This window comes from Paenibacillus sp. FSL P4-0184 (assembly GCF_038004625.1).
GTDB lineage: Bacteria > Bacillota > Bacilli > Paenibacillales > Paenibacillaceae > Paenibacillus_AQ.
This window is the reverse complement of record NZ_JBBORN010000001.1, coordinates 2,479,155-2,498,234: the sequence shown is the minus strand read 5'-3', so window position 1 is coordinate 2,498,234 and position 19,080 is coordinate 2,479,155. Positions and strand designations below refer to the sequence as shown.

General features: G+C 44.0%; 15 protein-coding genes. 4 read left to right on the top strand and 11 right to left on the bottom strand.

Features of this window, described 5'->3' with window-relative positions; translation table 11 throughout:
* Positions 1-83: 83 nt before the first annotated feature.
* The 8 genes from MKY52_RS10795 to cidR all read right to left on the bottom strand — a co-directional run bounded on the left by MKY52_RS10795 (position 84) and on the right by cidR (position 9,843).
* The gene (locus tag MKY52_RS10795) at positions 84-2,312 is read right to left on the bottom strand and encodes an MMPL family transporter (protein ID WP_341051331.1); all 2,229 of its coding nucleotides are present in this window, start codon (positions 2,310-2,312) and stop codon (positions 84-86) included.
* 213 nt (positions 2,313-2,525) lie between these two features.
* Positions 2,526-4,415: an ABC transporter ATP-binding protein gene (locus MKY52_RS10790; RefSeq protein WP_341051329.1), complete on the bottom strand. Its 1,890-nt coding sequence runs from the start codon at positions 4,413-4,415 to the stop codon at positions 2,526-2,528.
* Positions 4,412-6,172 (bottom strand): ABC transporter ATP-binding protein, encoded by a 1,761-nt coding sequence (locus tag MKY52_RS10785; protein WP_341051327.1) that lies wholly within the window; start codon positions 6,170-6,172, stop codon positions 4,412-4,414. The genes MKY52_RS10790 and MKY52_RS10785 overlap by 4 nt, the downstream gene beginning before the upstream one ends.
* Entirely contained in the window at positions 6,165-6,611 is a 447-nt protein-coding gene (locus tag MKY52_RS10780; protein ID WP_076298122.1) for a MarR family winged helix-turn-helix transcriptional regulator, read from the bottom strand. The genes MKY52_RS10785 and MKY52_RS10780 overlap by 8 nt, the downstream gene beginning before the upstream one ends.
* 274 nt (positions 6,612-6,885) lie before the next feature.
* Complete coding sequence (locus MKY52_RS10775) at positions 6,886-7,011, bottom strand: hypothetical protein (protein WP_341051325.1); 126 nt, start codon at positions 7,009-7,011, stop codon at positions 6,886-6,888.
* Positions 6,965-8,362 (bottom strand): DNA-binding protein, encoded by a 1,398-nt coding sequence (locus tag MKY52_RS10770; RefSeq protein WP_341051323.1) that lies wholly within the window; start codon positions 8,360-8,362, stop codon positions 6,965-6,967. The genes MKY52_RS10775 and MKY52_RS10770 overlap by 47 nt, the downstream gene beginning before the upstream one ends.
* Before the next feature lie 196 nt (positions 8,363-8,558).
* A complete protein-coding gene (locus MKY52_RS10765) occupies positions 8,559-8,798 on the bottom strand; it encodes an aspartyl-phosphate phosphatase Spo0E family protein (protein WP_234530858.1) in 240 nt (79 codons plus the stop codon).
* Between the two features lie 112 nt (positions 8,799-8,910).
* A complete protein-coding gene (gene cidR, locus MKY52_RS10760) occupies positions 8,911-9,843 on the bottom strand; it encodes a cidABC operon transcriptional activator CidR (protein WP_341051320.1) in 933 nt (310 codons plus the stop codon).
* Positions 9,844-9,955: 112 nt separating this feature from the next.
* Here cidR and MKY52_RS10755 point away from each other — a divergent pair, with 112 nt between their 5' ends.
* Positions 9,956-10,330 carry a CidA/LrgA family protein gene (locus MKY52_RS10755; RefSeq protein WP_042192585.1) on the top strand — a complete coding sequence of 125 codons (375 nt, stop codon included), beginning with the start codon at positions 9,956-9,958 and terminating at the stop codon, positions 10,328-10,330.
* A complete protein-coding gene (locus MKY52_RS10750) occupies positions 10,324-11,007 on the top strand; it encodes a CidB/LrgB family autolysis modulator (protein ID WP_042192587.1) in 684 nt (227 codons plus the stop codon). The genes MKY52_RS10755 and MKY52_RS10750 overlap by 7 nt, the downstream gene beginning before the upstream one ends.
* A gap of 75 nt (positions 11,008-11,082) precedes the next feature.
* Here MKY52_RS10750 and MKY52_RS10745 read toward each other — a convergent pair whose 3' ends face one another.
* Positions 11,083-12,051: a Gfo/Idh/MocA family protein gene (locus tag MKY52_RS10745; RefSeq protein ID WP_341051319.1), complete on the bottom strand. Its 969-nt coding sequence runs from the start codon at positions 12,049-12,051 to the stop codon at positions 11,083-11,085.
* Between the two features lie 53 nt (positions 12,052-12,104).
* The gene (locus MKY52_RS10740) at positions 12,105-14,411 is read right to left on the bottom strand and encodes a helicase C-terminal domain-containing protein (protein ID WP_341051318.1); all 2,307 of its coding nucleotides are present in this window, start codon (positions 14,409-14,411) and stop codon (positions 12,105-12,107) included.
* 283 nt (positions 14,412-14,694) lie between these two features.
* Between MKY52_RS10740 and MKY52_RS10735 the strand changes: the two genes are divergently transcribed.
* The gene (locus MKY52_RS10735; RefSeq protein ID WP_341051315.1) at positions 14,695-16,554 is read left to right on the top strand and encodes an LTA synthase family protein; all 1,860 of its coding nucleotides are present in this window, start codon (positions 14,695-14,697) and stop codon (positions 16,552-16,554) included.
* A gap of 88 nt (positions 16,555-16,642) precedes the next feature.
* On the opposite strand, the gene MKY52_RS10730 is transcribed toward MKY52_RS10735, so the two are convergent.
* Entirely contained in the window at positions 16,643-17,074 is a 432-nt protein-coding gene (locus tag MKY52_RS10730) for a MarR family winged helix-turn-helix transcriptional regulator (RefSeq protein WP_081382665.1), read from the bottom strand.
* Positions 17,075-17,321: 247 nt separating this feature from the next.
* Between MKY52_RS10730 and MKY52_RS10725 the strand changes: the two genes are divergently transcribed.
* The gene (locus tag MKY52_RS10725; RefSeq protein WP_042192597.1) at positions 17,322-19,016 is read left to right on the top strand and encodes a methyl-accepting chemotaxis protein; all 1,695 of its coding nucleotides are present in this window, start codon (positions 17,322-17,324) and stop codon (positions 19,014-19,016) included.
* The last annotated feature ends 64 nt before the right edge of the window (positions 19,017-19,080 follow it).

Sequence of the window (19,080 nt, the reverse complement as noted above, 5' to 3'; positions counted from 1 at the left end):
TCGACTGCCACGACAATAAAAACAGGGATGCCCTAAGCCAATATGGCTTTGAGGCATCCCTGTTTGTTTTTACAGTGTGTTGCTTATTGCTCACTACCATGAGGCAGAGCTTCCTCCACCTCTTGATGTTTCCCCGGCCAGAATGCCCATCGACCAAAAAGTGTCGTAATAGCGGGCACAAGGAACGGACGTACTACGAAGGTATCAAGTAGAATACCTAGAGCGGTGATGATACCAAATTGCACAAGCACCTGAATCGGTAAGCTAGCTAACACAGCAAAAGTACCTGCCAGAATGAGGCCCGCAGAGGTAATTACCGAGCTGGTCTCATTCACACCTTCCGCGATGGCCTGCTTAAGCGGCATGGTCTTACGCTTTTTCCAAATATTCGAGATCATAAAGATGTTGTAATCTTCTCCAAGTGCCACCAGGAATACAAAGGAATAGAGCGGGATCGCTCCCTGAATGGCATCTGCCCCCATCACATAGTGAATGATAATCCAGCCTAAGCCAAGTGCAGAGAAGAAGGAGAGAATGACCGTTCCGACCAGATAAATAGTCGCCACTATCGAGCGCAGATATATCAACAACAGCAAAGTGATCAACCCGATAACAACAGGGATAATCAGATCGGTGTCACGATCTCCGATTTTTTTGGTATCATACTGCGTCGCTGTCTGACCACTTACCCACACATGATCTGAAGGATTCTCTACCCCTACATCAATCAACGCTTGCTCTGCAGTTGCTAGAAGGGCTGGAATATGCCCCATCGCTTCAAGTGAATAAGGATTGTTCTTAAATTCGATATCGTAACCTAGAATATCCTTGTTCACAGCACCCTGCTGCGGATCGGAAACCGTGTCCACATACGTGAGCCCTCCGAGAACGACTTTAAGATCCTCTCCACTCGCTTGCCCCTTAGTATCAATAATTAGCTTAGCGGGAGCTAATTCCCCCGGCGAAAACTGCTTACCGATGAGGTCGAACCCTTCGCGGGACTCCATATTTTTAGGAAAGGAGGAAAGGATATCATACGTAAATTTGATTCCACTAGAGAATGAAGCCAGAATTCCCAGTCCAATAACAGTCACGCCTACGATAGCCCAAGGCCGGGAAACTACAAATCCGCCAATCCCTTTTTTATGGGAGACTTTGGGTTGTGGAGCTGGTTTTCCTTTAGCCTTAGCCCGTTCAACCTCCATTTGCGGGGTACGCGGAATGAATGGGTAGAACGAAGTCCGTCCGAAGATCGCCAACAGTGCAGGTACAAGCGTTAAGCTAGCAATCCCCATAATGAAAATCGACACGCTGAATGGGATGGCAAACCGATGGTAAGCTCCGTACTTGGCCAGTAATAACGCGAACAGCGCAAGCACAACGGTGAAACCACTCATAGCGATAGCTCCTGAAGAATCGGTAATGGAACGAAGCAGAGCACGACTTTTGCTTTGCTCTATCTTCAGAAGCTGACGGAATCGCGAAATCAGGAACAAACAATAGTCCGTACCCGCACCGAACAACAGGACCGTCATGATGGAAACTGCCTGCGAGTCTACGGTGATCCAGCCTTCTAGCGCCATTTTCCCAAGAATCGGGCTAGTTACACCATAAGCGAATCCAACAGCAATAAGCGGAATAAACGCCAAGATAGGAGAACGATAAATCACCAATAAGAACACCAGCACAAGCATAACCGTAGCAATTAGCAAGGAAACGTCTGCGTTCTGGAACAGGCCAGTAGCATCAATAGAGATACCCACCGGACCCGTAACACGTAAACTCAGCTCTTTGTCATCTACCTTAGCCGCGGAGGGGTCTCCACCCGTCTCCGTGTTTATGATCTTTTTCATTTCTGTCACAGCTTCGCCGAGCTGATCACTATCTGCCGTTTTATCAAAAAGCACTGGGGTTACCAGCGTACTAAGATCCTCAGATAACGAGGCTTGTAGTGCCTGTGGCGGCAGCTGTCCTAATGGAGGAACAAAATTCTGATGGGGTAACGGTTGCTGCTCCAACTTCTTGTACACAGCAGTGATATGTACTAAATCATCTTGTGAAAGCCCGCCTTCCCTATGCCATACGAGCAGCGCAGGCACTCCACTTCCACTAGGGAATTCTTTTTCTGCAATAGCTGCTGCCTGTACCGATTGTGCATCATCTGGGAGGTTAGGCGCATTGTTAGCAACCTGAGAATTCACTGCAGGCCATAACAGGGTAAGTGCACCTACCAGCACTATCCATACGAGAAGAGTAATCCATTTCGTCTTTTTTCCTGCCACCCATTTACCGTAGCCTGACATTCCCTTCATCCTCTCTTTTACCTTGCAGCCTAAAAATGAGCCGCGGGTCATTTTTTTTAATTCTATCATATATATGCTTTAATTTTTAATCAAACTTTTTTTATTTTCCTGAAAATTCAAAACACCTCAGCACATATAAAATACCCCTCTTTTCACATAAAAAATCAGCAACATGTGAAAAGAGGGGTTTATAGTTTGCTATACTTTTTCTTTCACTTCAACTTAGCCTGCGTCCAAATCTCCTTCGGAGAACTGACTGTTGTAAAGATCAGCATAGAATCCGCCTTGTGCAAGCAGTTCCTCATGGTTGCCCTTCTCGATTACACTACCTTGATTCATAACAAGGATAAGGTCCGCATCTCGAATCGTCGAAAGACGGTGAGCAATTACGAAGCTGGTTCTGTTTTGCATCAATGCCTTCATTGCTTTTTGAATCAACAATTCTGTCCGTGTATCAACACTGCTCGTTGCTTCATCAAGAATGAGGATCGATGGATCGGCCAGAATCGCACGAGCAATCGTAATCAGCTGCTTCTGACCTTGTGAAATATTAGAAGCTTCTTCATTTAACACCGTATCATAGCCAAGTGGAAGTGTGCGGATAAAGTGATCGGCATGAGCAGCTTTGGCAGCACGAACCACATCAGCTTCTGAGGCACCTTCACGTCCGTAAGCAATGTTATCGCGGATCGTACCATTGAACAGCCAGGTATCCTGAAGCACCATACCAAATTTGCTTCGCAGGTCACTCCGTCTCATATTGGTAATATTGACACCATCAATGATAATTTCCCCATCATTAAGCTCGTAGAAGCGCATCAACAGGTTAATCAAAGTGGTTTTACCCGCACCAGTAGGGCCGACAATCGCTATGGTCTGACCTGGACTAACCTCAATATTCATGTCCTCAATCAGAATCGCATCTTCTTTATATCCGAACTTCACATGACGGAACTCAACGGAACCTTCCGGAGTACCTTCATCAAGCTTCGCAAGCGTAGTATTAACTTCCTTAACTTCTTCTTCTTCATCCAGAAGTTCAAATACCCGTTCTGCGGAAGCAATAGTGGATTGAATAATATTCGCAATGTTAGCCGTTTGTGCAATCGGCTGGGTGAACTGACGGGAATACTGAATAAAAGCTTGAATATCCCCGACATCGATCATTTTTTTAGTAACAAAGATACCGCCGACTACACAAATCATTACATAACCCAAGTTACCGATAAACATCATGAGCGGCATAATCATACCGGACATGAATTGGGCACGCCAGCCAGAGTCGTAAAGCTTATCGTTAATTTCATCGAAATCCTTAAGGGACTGCGGTTCACGACCAAAAGCTTTAATAATCCGGTGACCTGTATACATTTCTTCTACATGACCATTCAACTGACCGAGCGATTTCTGCTGTCCCACAAAATAAGTCTGCGAGCGCTTGGAGATAGCCATAATTACAACGAAGCTGAGTGGCAATGTAACAATTGTAATCAACGTCAGCCATGGGCTGATGGTAAGCATCATTACGATGACACCGATAATGGTGACAATAGAAGTAATCAGTTGAGTTAAGCTCTGCTGCAGTGTAGTACTGATGTTATCCACATCATTCGTAGCACGGCTTAGAATTTCCCCATGGGTACGGGAATCAAAATATTTCAAAGGCAAACGTTCCAGCTTGCTGTTGATCTGCTCACGCATGTCGTAGACGACCTTCTGAGCTACGCCAGCCATTACGTACTGCTGAATATAGCTAAATAGAGCACTAAGCAAATACAGACCCGCAAGTATGATCAGGATATCATTAATGTATCCAAAATCAATGGAAGCTCCCTCAACACCCATTAATTTACCGTAAGCACCTTCGAATAGTTTAGTTGTTGCTTTACCCATAACCTTAGGACTGAAGATACTGAATACAGTACTGGCAATTGCCATTACAAGAACGATAATCAATTGAACCATACGAGGTCTTAAATACTTAATCAGACGACGAAGTGTACCCTTGAAGTCTTTAGCCTTTTCTGCAGGCATCCGCATGCCAGGGCCGCCACCAGGTCCAGGACCTTTATGGGTGCGCGGAGCTGCAGCTCTATTGTTTTCTTCACTCATGCTATTTCCTCCTCTGACAGCTGCGAGGATACGATCTCGCGGTACACATCACTGCTCGCGAGCAGTTCACGGTGAGTGCCCATTCCGGCGATTTCACCCTCATCAATAACAATAATCCGGTCGGCATCCATAACGGTACTAACCCGTTGAGCTACGATTAGAACAGTGGATTCCGTGGTTTCATCTTTGAGTGCCGCACGAAGCTTAGCATCTGTTTTGAAATCAAGTGCAGAGAAGCTGTCGTCGAACAGATAAACTTGAGGTTTTCTCACAAGCGCACGTGCAATGGACAGCCGCTGTTTCTGACCACCAGAGACATTACTGCCGCCTTGAGCAATTTCCGAATCAAATCCATCTTTCATTGCTGACACGAAATCGTAGGCCTGAGCTACCTTGGCTGCATGAATGATTTCTTCATCGGTAGCATCCTCTTTACCGTAGCGAATGTTTTCGTTAATCGTTCCTGAGAACAATACCGCTTTTTGAGGGATGTAACCAATTTTGCTCCGTAGCTCTTCCTGAGTCATCTCACGCACATCTACTCCGTTAACACGTACAGCACCTTCGTTAACATCATAGAACCTTGGAATCAAGCTAAGCAACGTAGATTTACCTGAACCTGTACCGCCGATAATGGCAGTAACTTCACCCGGACGAGCACTGAAGCTAATTTTCGAAAGTGCAGGTTGTTCCGCGCCAGGATAAGAAAAGGAAACATTATCGAATTCAACAAAACCACGCATATGATCGCGGCCATCTTTTTTAGTAGCTTGAGCCGTTGTTTGCAATTCACTATCTGAAGGATCTGTAAACTCAGGCCGCATATCGAGCACTTCATTGATACGCAAGGCTGATGCTGAAGCACGAGGAATCAGCACGAACATCATCGATACCATAATCAGGGAGAACATGATTTGCATCGCATATTGAATAAATGCCATCAGTGAGCCGACTTGTAAATCACCATCACCAATTCGGATCCCACCAAAGTAAAGAATCGCGATCATGGAAAAGTTCATCACAATCATCATAAGCGGCATCAAACCGGCCATGATTTTATTTACTTTGATCGCTGTGTCTGTCAGATCACGGTTAGCCTCGGAGAAGCGTTTATTCTCATGATCAATCCGGTTAAATGAACGGATAACACGGATACCCGTCAAATGTTCACGTAGAACCAGATTTAATTTATCCAGCTTGATCTGTATCGCTTTAAACAGTGGTAATCCCTTCATCCCGATAAAGAAAATTGCGCCAACGAGTACCGGAATAACTACTACAAAGATCAATGATAATTTCGCATCTTCAGATACCGCCATGATGATACCACCAATCATCATCATCGGTGCACCGATCATCATACGCAGCATCATAGTAAGTACAGTCTGTACCTGCGTAATATCATTCGTTGTACGGGTAATTAAAGATGCGGTACCGAGCTTATCGAATTCATGCAGCGTGAAATTCTCTACATGGTTAAACACACGAGCACGGGTAAGTTTACCGAACCCTGCTGCCACTTTTGCTGATAAATAGCTGGCAATGACTGAACATAAGGCCCCGCCCCCTGCAACTAAAAGCATGAAGCTACCTATTTTCCAAATATAAGTACGATCTCCCTGAACAATACCCTTGTCGACGATGTCGGACATCAGCGTAGGGAGGTATAAGTCGCCCATGGACTGCAAGAACACAAGAATTAATACAGCACCAATAGCTACTCGAAATGGCTTCAGTTGTTTAAATAATTTAATCAAGCTTCTCATCTCCGTTCATTTGTAGCCTATCCCAATTAGGTGGTGGATTATCCTCAACGAATGCATGTACTTTCAGCAACAGTTCTGTGAGCTGCTTAGTCTCTTTTTCACCTAAGTAACGAACGAGCTCATCCAGCATTGCGTCTCTATATTGCTCTGCTCTTCGTGTGAGTTTTTTTCCACTCTCCGTCAATTTCACGCGTACGACTCTTCGGTCCGAAGGATCTGCGTGTCTTTCCACCATCTGTTTCGCCTCAAGACTATTAATCAACTGCGTAATAGTTGGAGGTGTGAATCCGAGAAGTCGGCTGATTTCAGATATCTTTAGACCCTCATCATCAGAATGATTCCATTTTTCAATGCATATCATTAAAGTCATCTCACTCGGCTTATGGCCTTCAACACCCTTTTGCCATTGGCCTTTATGCAGCCGTTTCATCGCCGCAAAAAGCTCGTGTGCGACTGAATTTTCAGTATTTTCTGTATTTCCTCCGTTTATCCCAATTTCTTTCACCTCTAATTTAGTTAGGTCAGCTAATTATTAAACACTGTATTATTTAGGCTACCTAATTATATTTTCGGTGCAACGCTTTGTCAAATTTTGAATACGGTATCAATTATTACGAAATAAAAAACTCCCAACCACAGAGGTAAGGAGTTCAATAAGCAGATATGTAACTATATATATTATAATATCCAACATAACTTTAATATTAGAATCCTACTCCGTGCTCCATAGTCGTAATGCCTCCATGGCCGCCGCCAATGCTCGGTTGACCAATAACGATGAAGCTAAACAATACTAAAATGCCGGCCATCATCAATAGTGATTTTTTCATCTTTTCTCACCTCCCTTATTAAATTTCTGTATTTCTCCTGTTGATTCTGAGTTGCATAGTCCCTGTTGGTCTCAAATAAAGTTACACATTTTATGAAGTCTATTCCATTATTCGTCTTGATAGATAATTCTAAAGACTGAATAGTATACTCCACACCTGTAGTATATTGTTTGTTTCTTATTTGATATATGGCTATTTGATAATACAACCGGTATAATCGGTCGATATTAATAGGATCTTCAAACTGTTCAAATCGCACCATCTCCCTTGAGAACCTTGTAAGCACATTGTCTACAGAAAATTTGTGAAGATTAGCCGATTCCATAATAATAATGAGACCTGGCAATATTTCACCGGGATGATCAGCCAAGAAGGCTACGTAATCCGGCACGACATTAACATTACCTTCCAACAACTCCAATGTAAAGTTATTGCCGATTGCAAATAATCGGAATTTATCTACGGCTTGATGACCTGCTTCGTCCAACATTTCAAACCAACTAAGGTCTGCGTAACCTGCAGTATATTTCTTCGCCGCTTCATATTCTCCTTGTTTTGTCAACGCAGTTGCTTTGAGCAAATATCCATGACCATAATAGACGACGAGCGGGCGTTCAGTACAGAGTGTTTCCGTTCGTTTATCTTCGCTTCTTCGCAGTTCTTGGCGGTAAACTGCATTGGCTAAGGCCCTCAACTCATCTGCGTAGCTTTCCATTTCTCCCCATCTACGAAGGGTGAAACATAACTGCGTCAGCATTAATAAACCATCCAATTGCATATTTTCTGGAAGACGCCTCCTGAATGGACTAAAGCTAATGACTGCGCTCAGTTTCTCCTCCATATCCAGCGTTTGTAAATATTTGAAAATACGATAATGACTGATCGCGAGACGTTCACTGTAACTATCAGACTCGTTCTCTATTACAATCTTGTAAAAGAGGATGGATTCCTGTATTTTTCCCTTGTTAAACAATTTATCAGCTACCGAATATACGATATCTAGTGATTTCGGATATTCCAATAACCTGTTTAATGTTTCATCAATGCATTGCTGCTTGCCCAACTCAGCACAACGTATTAAAAAGGGCTCCACCCTGCGGCGTGAGACCTTTTCCTCATTAAAGCATTCATCAACGTACAGTGGATACAACCAACCGTCAGGAAATCCAAAGGCTTTAATGATTGCATCTATTTGTCCCAGGGACATAGGCTTCGGCGGATTCCCGTGCAAAATTGCACTGAGACTTCCACGATTCAGGCCACATATTTTTGAAAATGAGGCGAGATTATGGCCGGAGCGGGACAGATTTTTCTCAATTTCTGAGCGTATAGTTGTTAACTTTCCCTCCACTCGGCACCCCCAAAGTTTGACTTGAAAAGATCCTATTAATTGACATTATAGGTGAAAGTTATGGATTGTACAACCAATAGATTGTACGACAAAAAGAGGAGCGTATTTCTCTCCTCTTTATCGGTTGGATCTTCGTAATAGTGTAATTCTATGGGTGTATCGAAGTTTAATTTATTGTAATAGCGGCTTTTGAGCTTCAGCAGTAAGCTGTTGCACTTGCCTTGCGACTGCGCAAATTCTCCATCATCTTATGTTGTGCCAGCAAAATATAACTGTCCAATCGCTCGCTTAGCTCTAAAACAGCATGATCACTAAGACTCCGTTGCTCCGCGACTTCCAGCAATTCGCATCTAAGGCTCTCTATAGTCACAAACAGCTCATCTTCTCTGTAGTCTCTTCTATAAGCTTTCTCGGAAGAACCTTGATATAGTGTCACAACTCTCTCCTTCTCTCTATCAACATCTCTTCCTATCATAATCCATGATACCAAAAAACATATTTTCAAAAAAAAAGAAAAATTTGCAGAACATCCACAAAAAATAAAATAGCTATTTATTCGGATGCTCTAAAGGCTCGTGGGGAAGCTCATTTGGATACTGTTCTCTCAATAGTCCCTTTGCAAATGAAATCCATTCACGTGCTGCAAATGATAAATAACGGTCTCTACGCCAAGCCATAGCGATCTGCCAAGGAATTACCGGATCTGTCAAAGGAATGACTATCAATCGTGAGCGATCCATGTCACGGCAAATGGTTTCCGGCAATAATGCAATTCCCATTCCTGCGGCTACCATCTTGCTGATTAAGTCCCATTGTGAACTTTCATATATAACCTTCGGTTGAAATCCAGCTTTTACACATTCCGTAATAATCCGATCATGCAGCGTGAAATCTTCCCGGAATAGCACGAACTCCTCTTCAGCCAGCTCACTTAGTGGAACTAGCTCTGCCTCGGCCAGCCGATGTCCCATAGGCAAAATAAGATTCAGCTTCTCTTCAACAAAGGTAAAACAATGAAGTTTGGCTGTATCTACAGGCAATACGACCATTCCAATGTCCAGCAGTCCCGTTTCTACATCTTCCTCCACTTTTTTGGCCCCATCCTCATGAAGACGAATCGTAACCTGCGGATAACGTTTATGAAATTGACCAATCACCGATGGAAAAAAGCTCGCTCCTACCATTGGAGGCAGGCCGATGCGGATGTGGCCCTGCTCCAGATTCCGTAAGTTATCCAGTTCGGAAGACAAGCTAGCGAAAGACTCCACGATATTTTGCGCTTTGGTGAACAAAATTTCCCCTGCGTCTGTAAGCCTTACACTCTTCCCTTCACGGTAGAACAAGTCTGCCTCCAGTTCGACCTCCATATTCCGAATCATTTTACTGATCGTGGGCTGTGTTATATATAATGATTCAGCAGCTCTGGTAAAGCTTTTCATTCGTGCCGCTTGAACGAAATATTCTAATTGTCGGATATCCATTTATGTGCCCCCTAATCCATAGACAAAAGGAATGTCATTTATTCGATCTATTCATTTTACCTATGAAAACAATTGATGTAAACTTTCATTATCATGAAAGGAGCGAAGCCTTATGAAAAAGATTGTTATAGGCTTGCTGCAGGTAGCGGGACTTATGTTATTCTCTTTACTTATCAATGCTGTGACCCCATTATTGCATATCCCTATTCCCGGAAGCATACTCGGAATGATTATATTGTTTCTCCTGCTTGAGTTCGGTGTCATTCGTCTGAATTGGGTAGAGGTTGGTGCTTCTTGGCTACTCGCCGAGCTCCTACTGTTCTTCATTCCATCTGCTATAGGTGTAATGAAATACGCTAATATTCTGGAAACGGATGGATTACGCATTCTTGCCGTTGTTGTCTTAGGCACATTTGTTGTGATGGCTAGTTCCGGATTACTTACCAGTAGAATTTATAAAGCGAAGGAGCGGAAAGAATCATGTTAAACGCTCTGCTGTTCTTTGGCCTCACGGTCGCGGTGTATTTACTCGCGAAACGTATCTATGCTTCTACCGGTAAAGTCTACACCTCTCCATTAATCATCACACCAGTGATTATGATCATCTTTCTGCTTATAACAGGCATTACTTATGACTCATACAATGCGGGAGGAAAATGGCTGACGGATTTGCTGCAACCAGCAACCATGGCCTTTGCCATCCCTTTGCATAAGAACTTCAAGGTACTCAAAAAGCACGCCGCCGAAATTGCGGCAGGCGTGCTATCAGGGACGATAGTTGCGGTGATCTCTTCCATTCTGCTCGCCAAATGGCTGCATGTTAGCGGCGATCTGGCAGCTAGTCTGGTCCCGCGTTCGGTAACTACACCGATCGCTATGAGCATCTCGCAAAGTATCGGCGGTGTACCGAGTATTACGGCAGTCTTCGTCATTATTACCGGGATACTGGGTACAATGATGGGCCCTACTGTACTTCGCATCTTCCGCATTGAGAATGAAATTGCGCGCGGTGTATCGCTGGGAACCGCTGCACATGGTACAGGAACATCCAAAGCCTTCGAGCTTAGTTCACTGACCGGAACCATCTCCAGTATTGCGATGATTCTGTCCGCGCTGTTATCTATAGGTGTGGCGCCAGCTTTGCTCGCGATATTCCTCCACTAGGCTACCCAGCTTGGGCCAAGGGCATGTCTCTTTAGTACATCTAAAGTAGCATGTCCTTTTTCTATGAATTGAACCTTAGAACTTAACAGGCAACCCGCTTTGCGCTGAATCATAGGCCGCACAGGTGACTTTGAGGGTATTGTATCCATCCTCATAGTCGCATAAAATGCGCGAGCGATCCCCCGTCCGTACAGCATGTATGAAGGCTTCACTTTCTACTAAATATGGGTTTCCTGTATTCGCAAATTCGGTGCTATTGCCGCTTCGCACTTCCAAGAGACGATCCGGGTTCCAGTCCAAAAGTCCCCGATCATTATAGAAGCTAAGACCTACACTTCCCACCTCATCAGGTAAAACGCATGTATTTGAAATATTAGCAATAATTCCACTTTCAAGCTTCAGGGATACGGTACCTACATCTGCCACGCTCACACCTTCATGCTGCTCATGCATAATCCGGTTTCCGAACATGCCGTAAACTTCCTTTACTTCTCCGGCTAGATAGCGCACCAAATCAACGATATGTGTAGTCTGCTCGGTGAATTGTCCTCCGGATTGCTTCTGATCACGCCACCAAGCTACGCCTGGCATGCCGCCCATCCATTGCCCCGTAATCATACCGACTTTGTCACCACGCAAAGTTTCTTTCAGACGTTTAATGTTCTCCTGATAGCGGAAATGATATCCTACCGAGGTTAACAAATTATGTTCTTTGATATCCTGAAGTAGGCTTGCGGGAATTTCAGTAGTCATACTAAGCGGTTTTTCTATAAAAAAGGGAATATCCCTCTTGATTAATGATCGTTCGATCGCGCCATGAGATTGTGGAGGCACACAAATATAAACAGCATCGAGCTTCTCCGCATCCAGCATCTCCGTAATATCACCATATCCAGCAGCATCGTAAGGACGTGCCATATCTTCGCCTTTAGCCTTACTGCTTCCGCAGACTGCCTGCAAACGGACATCATCCATCTCTGCTAGTAAATTAGCATGTACCTTAGAGAACCAACCCGTACCCACAATACCCACTTTTAATGTCATTCTTTTTCCTCCTGCCGATTGATTATGAATACCTTTTCATAGATTATACCCTCTTATGAGCGGATAAGATAATCTCTCCATTCTTCGGGAAGCAAATGCATGTAAGGACTCTGCAAAAAGCGATCATCCGCAAGCACAATAATGCCTGTATCTGTCTCACTTCGAATCAGTCTGCCTCCAGCTTGCAATACCTTGCACATTCCCGGGTAGACATAAGCATAATCAAAGCCATTTTTACCTCTGGCATTAAAATACTGACGCAGTAGATTACGCTCAAGACCAAGCTGTGGTAGGCCAACTCCAACAACCATTACCCCGTTGAGACGGTCTCCTGGCAGATCTACACCTTCCGAAAAGATCCCTCCGAGTACAGCAAATCCTAACAGCGTCTCGTCATTATCTGGACTAAATGCTGCTAAAAAACTTTCTCTAGCCTGCTCACTCATGCCTGTATCCTGCATCAAAGTCCGTACTTCGGGGTAATTCTCCGTAAAGGCCTGATATACGTTTTGTAAATAGAGATATGAAGGAAAAAACACCAGATAATTGCCCTTCTTTGAAACCATTTGATTCAATGCCTGAGTTAACGGGATTAGGGAAGCTTCCCGGTCATGATAACGTGTGGAGACAGGCAGCACGGTCACTTCCCATTGCTCCTTCTGAAAAGGAGATGAGACCGTTAAACTGTAATCTTCCTCCACCGCACCAATCATATCCCGATAATACGATAATGGAGAAAGCGTAGCAGAGAACAGAATCTGACTTCGAAAGCTCTTAGACATTTGTCGGAGTAAATGCGATGGATCCAAATTAAATAACTTCAAGTACACATCGCCGCGTCGAACCTCAGCATAGGTTATGTAGCGTTCATCATAGGTCTTAAAGGTACGAAGCATCCCTTGAACTGCAAAATAGGTATCCAGGAGAACATTCTCTCCTTCTCCATTCTGAGGAACAATGCTGGCGCTCGGGTGAATAAGTTCCTGTTCCGCCTCCAAAGAAAATATCTCAAGCAAGGCTGGCAGCTCCTCCGGGAACGAAGCCCACTGCCCTTGCCCCTCTTCATTACAAATTTTGCGAAGGGAGATGAAAAAAGCATTCACCGACTTAGCTGCAGCATTCAAATTACGGTTTACTTCCTTGTACTGACGCTGGATTTCTAGAAAGGGAGCCTTCAGCAAAGAGGCAGAGAACATCTCTCGTCCCCGGTCTACCAGATTATGCGCTTCATCTACTAGAAGTACCGTTTCTCTTTTTCTCTCCTCTGTTAGCCGTTTCAGGCTGATCCGGGGATCATATATATAATTGTAATCGCAGATCACCGCATCGCAGGCATAGGCTGCATCCAGCGAGAACTCAAACGGGCACACTTTATGTTTGTGAGCATACAGTGCTAGGGTGTCTCTGCTCACCAGCGTCTCATGCTCTAACAGATCCATTACCGCATCATTAATCCGATCATAATAGCCTTCCGCATAGGGACAGGAATCCTTACCGCAAATCCCTTCATCATGAAAACAGGTCTTCTCTTTAGCAGTAAGTGTGATGACATGCAGCTGGAGTCCCTGCGTCAGCAGTAGCGAGATTGCTTCCTGTGCGGCAAAACGGGTAACCGTCTTAGCCGTTAAATAGAACAATCCTTTAGCTTGTCCTTCGCCCATTGCTTTAAGGACCGGGAACAGCGTCGACATTGTTTTTCCGATGCCCGTGGGCGCCTGAGCGAACAGACTGACCTTTTCTACGATGGATTTGTACACCGCTCCGGCAAAGTGCCGTTGTCCCTTTCGATAAGAAGGAAACGGGAATTGTAACTCTCGAAGGCTCTGCTCTTTCTTAGCATCATGACGAACCATCATCTCAGCGTACGGAGCATATCTGGCTACGGTATCATTAGCAAATGAGATCAGTTCATCTAAAGACAACGTTCGGTACAAGCTTTTTTGCTCATCAGTAGCCCGGTGGACATAGGTAAGCTTTACTTGAATAGAAGAAAGCTCCTGCTCCAGCGATACCATATATGCGTACATCAGCGCCTGAGCCCAATGAACCTCATGTCCCTCTTCCAGCATGTCCAGCAGTCCGGAGGTTGATTTGATTTCTTCCACCGTTAGGCTCCCATCCTCCGAAACAAGCAGTCCATCACAGCGCCCATCTACAATATAGAGTAAGCTACCATAAGGGATCTCTGTTTTCAGATAGACCTCCTTGCGGTCACCTTCCTTATATTGCTTTTGGATTTTCTGATGAATTCGTGTTCCTTCAACCATAGAGGAAGTACCATGAAATCCAGGCTCAATACTACCGCTGCGAAAGACATACTCGACGAGAGTTCTAACGGATAGAGTTACAGTATGATCCAACTATTCTCACCTCCCTTAATTAGCCATATATCCTTTTTGTTCCCAATGTCTATTTCGGTCCTTTAATCGCTGTATAACCCCATGGGATAGCATAAGCATCATCTTTCACCCATGTGTGTTTAACTTTACGCACTCCACAAAGCTTATACTTACGCTTTCGGTTTTTGACTTTCTTCTGCTAGCCCTGCATAATAAATTTTATTACTATGGAGCCATTTTGTCTTGACACTGTTTCGTCCTGTTTGAGAAATGGCGTTTTATCATGTAGAAAGAGGGGGAAGCTGTGTCATCCTTTAATATTAAACGTTGGATTATTAAACCTTTTGTGTTTTTCACAATACTTTTTATCCTAAAAGCATTTCTGGCTTGGGGCGTCATTTTTGATGATGTGCTGCCTTGGAAGTCATTACTGACAGAAATTCCTTTTGCCTGGGCGCTCTTCTGTATTATTGAGCGGTTCGCCTCCAAACGAAAGCTTGGATATTACATGACAGTCAATTTATTAGTAACAGCCATCTTTTTCGCAGCCATTATGTATTTTAAATATTATGGAGTCATTGTAACTTACCATGCCGCGGAACAGGTGAATCAAGTCACAGCCGTCAGCAACAGCGTATTCTCACTGATGGATCCTTACTACCTGTTAATCTTTACAGATATTATTGTCCTAGGAGGCTATTTCTTCTTTAATAAGAAAGGCCGTGTCTATAAAAAAGAGAATATCAACCGTCGTAACGGAAAAATAAAATATAGTGTTCTATTCGCAGTCTCACTTGGTTTATGCTTGTTCAACATTTTGCCTAATAAGGCTAGTATGAACGAAATTAAGAAAGCTCAGGAGATGGGTATTCTTAACTATGAAGCCTATACGATCTTTGCAAAAGAAGAACCAGAGCTTGTGCAATCAAGTGACATTACACAAGATGCCATCAACAAAGTGAAGGGGATTAATACTGCGGTTAGTTCTCCACTTCATGGCACGGCTAAAGGCAAAAATCTTATTATCATTCAATTGGAATCCTTCCAGAACTTTTTGATGGGTCTCGAGCTAGACGGGCAAGAGATTACACCGAACCTGAATAAGGTAATGAAGGATAGTCTTTACTTCCCTAATTTCTATCAAATGGTAGGTCAAGGGAATACTTCGGATGCAGAATTCGTAGTGAACACATCCGCCTACATCCCTCCACGTGGTGCGGCAACGATGTCCTATGTGGATAAGGTGCTACCAAGTCTGCCACGCTTGCTTAAAGAAAATGGTTATCAGACCGCAACATTTCACACGAATGTCGTAGAGTTCTGGAACCGTGGTGAGCTGTATGAATCACTGGGTTTCGATCATTATTATGATCGGAAGTTTTTCGGTGAAGATGATGTTTTCTTCTTTGGGGCTTCTGATGATACGCTATATAGTAAAACAGCCGACAAGCTGAAAGACATGAATAGCGAGGGTCAACCTTTCTATGCTCAGATCATTTCGATGTCAGCGCATCATCCATTCACAATTCCTGAGGAAAAATACCGCATGAAGCTACCAGAGCGTTACGAAGGTACTTTTGTGGGTGACTATATCCGTTCCCAGAACTATGCGGATGATGCCTTCGGACATTTCGTAGAAGAGCTCAAAGCGAATGGCGTATGGGATAACAGCATGATCATGATTTATGGAGACCATATGGGACTGCCTATTTATTCTCTCGATCATGATGATAAGCAATTAATGACTGAAATTTATGGTCATGAATATTCCTATGCGGATATGTTAAACATTCCTCTGCTCATTCATGCAGGAGACAGTACAGCACCACAGACCTTAGAGCAAGTCGGTGGCGAAGTAGATATTATGCCAACTGCTGCTGGTCTTCTTGGAATTTCATTAGAGAATAACCTAGTTTTCGGTCAAGATCTACTCAGTCAGACTTATAATTTGCTGCCAGAAAGATATTATTTACCTTCTGGATCTTTCATTTCCAGCTCAGGACTGCTTATTCCGGGTAACAGCTTTGAAGATAATACCCAATACCCTATTTATAATGGAAAAGCACCGGCTGCTACTGAGGATGAATACAACCGAGCATTGAGACTTCTACAGCTTTCCCATAGCTATATTACGCAGCTGCCAGACAAACCAATTGAACCTTAGAACTTATCATTATTATATTTCAAAGAAGGCCACCTTCTCTCCGGAGAAGGTGGCCTTCTTTCTGTATCTATAAGCTAAAGCTAGAGATTTACCGTTCCTGATCCTCGATCATACGGTAGTACTCCGCAAACTTTTGCAGCTCTTCCGGCTTCAGTATAGATAAATGCTCAGCAAGCAGCTGTTTTGAACGGAAATGTCCTTCTTCAAGTATTTGCTGACCTTGCTCGGTGATGGTCACCACAACCGCTCTCCGGTCCGATCCATCCGTCTCACGCTTAATAAAACCCAGCGCCTCCAGGCGATCGAGCATCACGGTAATGGCACTGGATTTGACCTCCATAGACTCCGCCAGTTGTACCACCCGCGACTTTTTCTCTTTCGCTACTATATTTAACAGACCCATCTGAGGTACGGTAAGTCCGAGTTCTTTATGCAAAGTCCTTTGAGACATGATCTTACGCTGTACTCTCCACATGGATAATCCAAGACGCTCTATTAACGGATCTAATTGATGCGGCATCCTTGTTTCAACTCCCAATCCGTTTTTAATAACTCAAGCGTACCACTAGAACTGGTTAGGATTCAATGTTTTTGTCTGCTAAACATTTCATAATCACGTTTATTTCCATATTTTTTCCACCATTTTACAATATCCGACACAAAAATACTATATTCTATGTAAGGTTCTAAGCTTAACGATACGCTATAATCGTAGCAGTGAGAGCGATTGTCACCGAAAACATAATTTGTCAAGGTTGGTGCAAAAAATGAAATTGGCAACTAAATTAACTTGGATGATGTTCATCGTGTTACTTCTTGTTGGATCATCCATCGGGTTCTTCGGATATCGTACTGCTTACAAGCAAGTAGACGAAGCAGCAGGTATCGAATTGGTAGGATGCGCCAATATTACAACCGGGCTGATTGACCCATCAGACATTACCGCATTAATTGCAGGAGATCAAAGCAAACTGGAGGCTGTCGAGGACCGGATCGGTTGGATTGTGGCACATAAGGCTATTTTTAAAGAGGCGTTCATTTTATCGCTAGACGGAAAGATCCTCGCCGCAGATTCAAGCTTCAAAGCAAGAGGTTATAAAGCAGGTGACACTTTTTATTTCTCAGATGAAGAGAAACAAATGATCACTAAATCTAAGCATTCCGCTTACTCCAAGGTTTATACATACGAAGGTACCTCACTTAAGACGGGTTACGGCCCCATCTATCAGGATCATGATCCGTCCAAGCCTATAGTCGCTCTAATGGCTATTAACTTCGATGGCCCATTAATTCAAGAACGGACCCGAGACATCATTGTTCAGCCTTTTATTATCGGGACTTCCATTCTAGTTATTGCTATTGTGGCAGCATATCTCTTAATCCGCCGAATGGTAAGTCCACTAACAAAGCTATCCAGAGGCGTAAATCTTGTTGCACAGGGTGATCTTACTCATGATCCTATTTCATTCAACAGTAAGGATGAGATTGGTACACTAGCTCGAAATTTCAACGGCATGACGCAGAGCTTGCGCATGCTCATTACCGAAGTTAATGAAACCTCCATGCAGGTGGCGTCTTCATCCGAAGAGCTCTCTGCCAGTGCACAGGAAACTAACCGTGCTGGTGAGTACAGTGTCAACGTTTCGATTGAACTTGCCGATGGAGCTAATACACAATTGCAAAATTTGGAGGGTGGATATAAGTCTGTACAAGACTTGTCACACTTCATTACAGAGATTGCAGGAAATGCTGATAACGCAATGAATAATGCTACCAGTAACGCTGAAAAGGCTCGTACAGGTCGAGAAGCAATGGATTCTACTACACAACAGATGAGCATCGTCAGTGACAGCATCACTGATTTAGCTGTCATTATTGAGACCTTGGGCGGCTACTCCAAGGAAATTGAGAATATTGTGGGCACGATTGCGAGCATCGCAGAAGAAACCAATCTGCTGTCGCTGAATGCAGCCATTGAAGCTGCAAGAGCCGGAGAAGAGGGAAGAGGCTTTGCGGTAGTTGCACAATCCGTACGCAAGCTTGCCGAGCGATCCGCCCAATCTGCTGCTCAAATCGGACAACTCGTAAGCATCATCGTAAATCAGATGGACCAAGCAGGAGAGACCATGAAGCGCTCTACAGAAGAGATGGATCAAGGCCGGGAATTAATCGTAACGGCAGGTCAATCCTTCTCCGAGATTGAGATGTCTGTCTCTGGGATGGCTTCACAAAGTCAGCAGATTTCCGGAACAGTCCGCGAGCTAGCCTCCATCTCCGATGGTCTCGTTACTACTCTACAGAATATTGTAGACGTCGCTAATCAGACAGCAAGTGGTGCGGAAACATTATCCGCCTCCTCACAAGAGCAGCTTGCAGCCATGGAAGAAGTGGAGTCAGCTGCAGGTTTCCTGTCCTCGCTAGCTGAGAAGCTACAGATTCTAATTGAACGTTTCAAAGTATAATTCTTCTTATCATGTTAGTTCTTAAACTTAAAGGGGCTAGCGACCAAGCAGAGAAATTCTGCTT

Excerpts from the sequence above, each read along its gene's own strand:
- MKY52_RS10795 (WP_341051331.1), bottom strand. The coding sequence starts at position 2,312 with ATGAAGGGAATGTCAGGCTACGGTAAATGGGTGGCAGGAAAAAAGACG.
- MKY52_RS10780 (WP_076298122.1), bottom strand. The coding sequence starts at position 6,611 with ATGAAACGGCTGCATAAAGGCCAATGGCAAAAGGGTGTTGAAGGCCAT.
- MKY52_RS10775 (WP_341051325.1), bottom strand. The coding sequence starts at position 7,011 with ATGAAAAAATCACTATTGATGATGGCCGGCATTTTAGTATTGTTTAGC.
- MKY52_RS10790 (WP_341051329.1), bottom strand. The coding sequence starts at position 4,415 with ATGAGTGAAGAAAACAATAGAGCTGCAGCTCCGCGCACCCATAAAGGT.
- MKY52_RS10755 (WP_042192585.1), top strand. The coding sequence starts at position 9,956 with ATGAAAAAGATTGTTATAGGCTTGCTGCAGGTAGCGGGACTTATGTTA.
- MKY52_RS10745 (WP_341051319.1), bottom strand. The coding sequence starts at position 12,051 with ATGACATTAAAAGTGGGTATTGTGGGTACGGGTTGGTTCTCTAAGGTA.
- cidR (WP_341051320.1), bottom strand. The coding sequence starts at position 9,843 with ATGGATATCCGACAATTAGAATATTTCGTTCAAGCGGCACGAATGAAA.
- MKY52_RS10725 (WP_042192597.1), top strand. The coding sequence starts at position 17,322 with ATGAAATTGGCAACTAAATTAACTTGGATGATGTTCATCGTGTTACTT.
- MKY52_RS10750 (WP_042192587.1), top strand. The coding sequence starts at position 10,324 with ATGTTAAACGCTCTGCTGTTCTTTGGCCTCACGGTCGCGGTGTATTTA.
- MKY52_RS10730 (WP_081382665.1), bottom strand. The coding sequence starts at position 17,074 with ATGCCGCATCAATTAGATCCGTTAATAGAGCGTCTTGGATTATCCATG.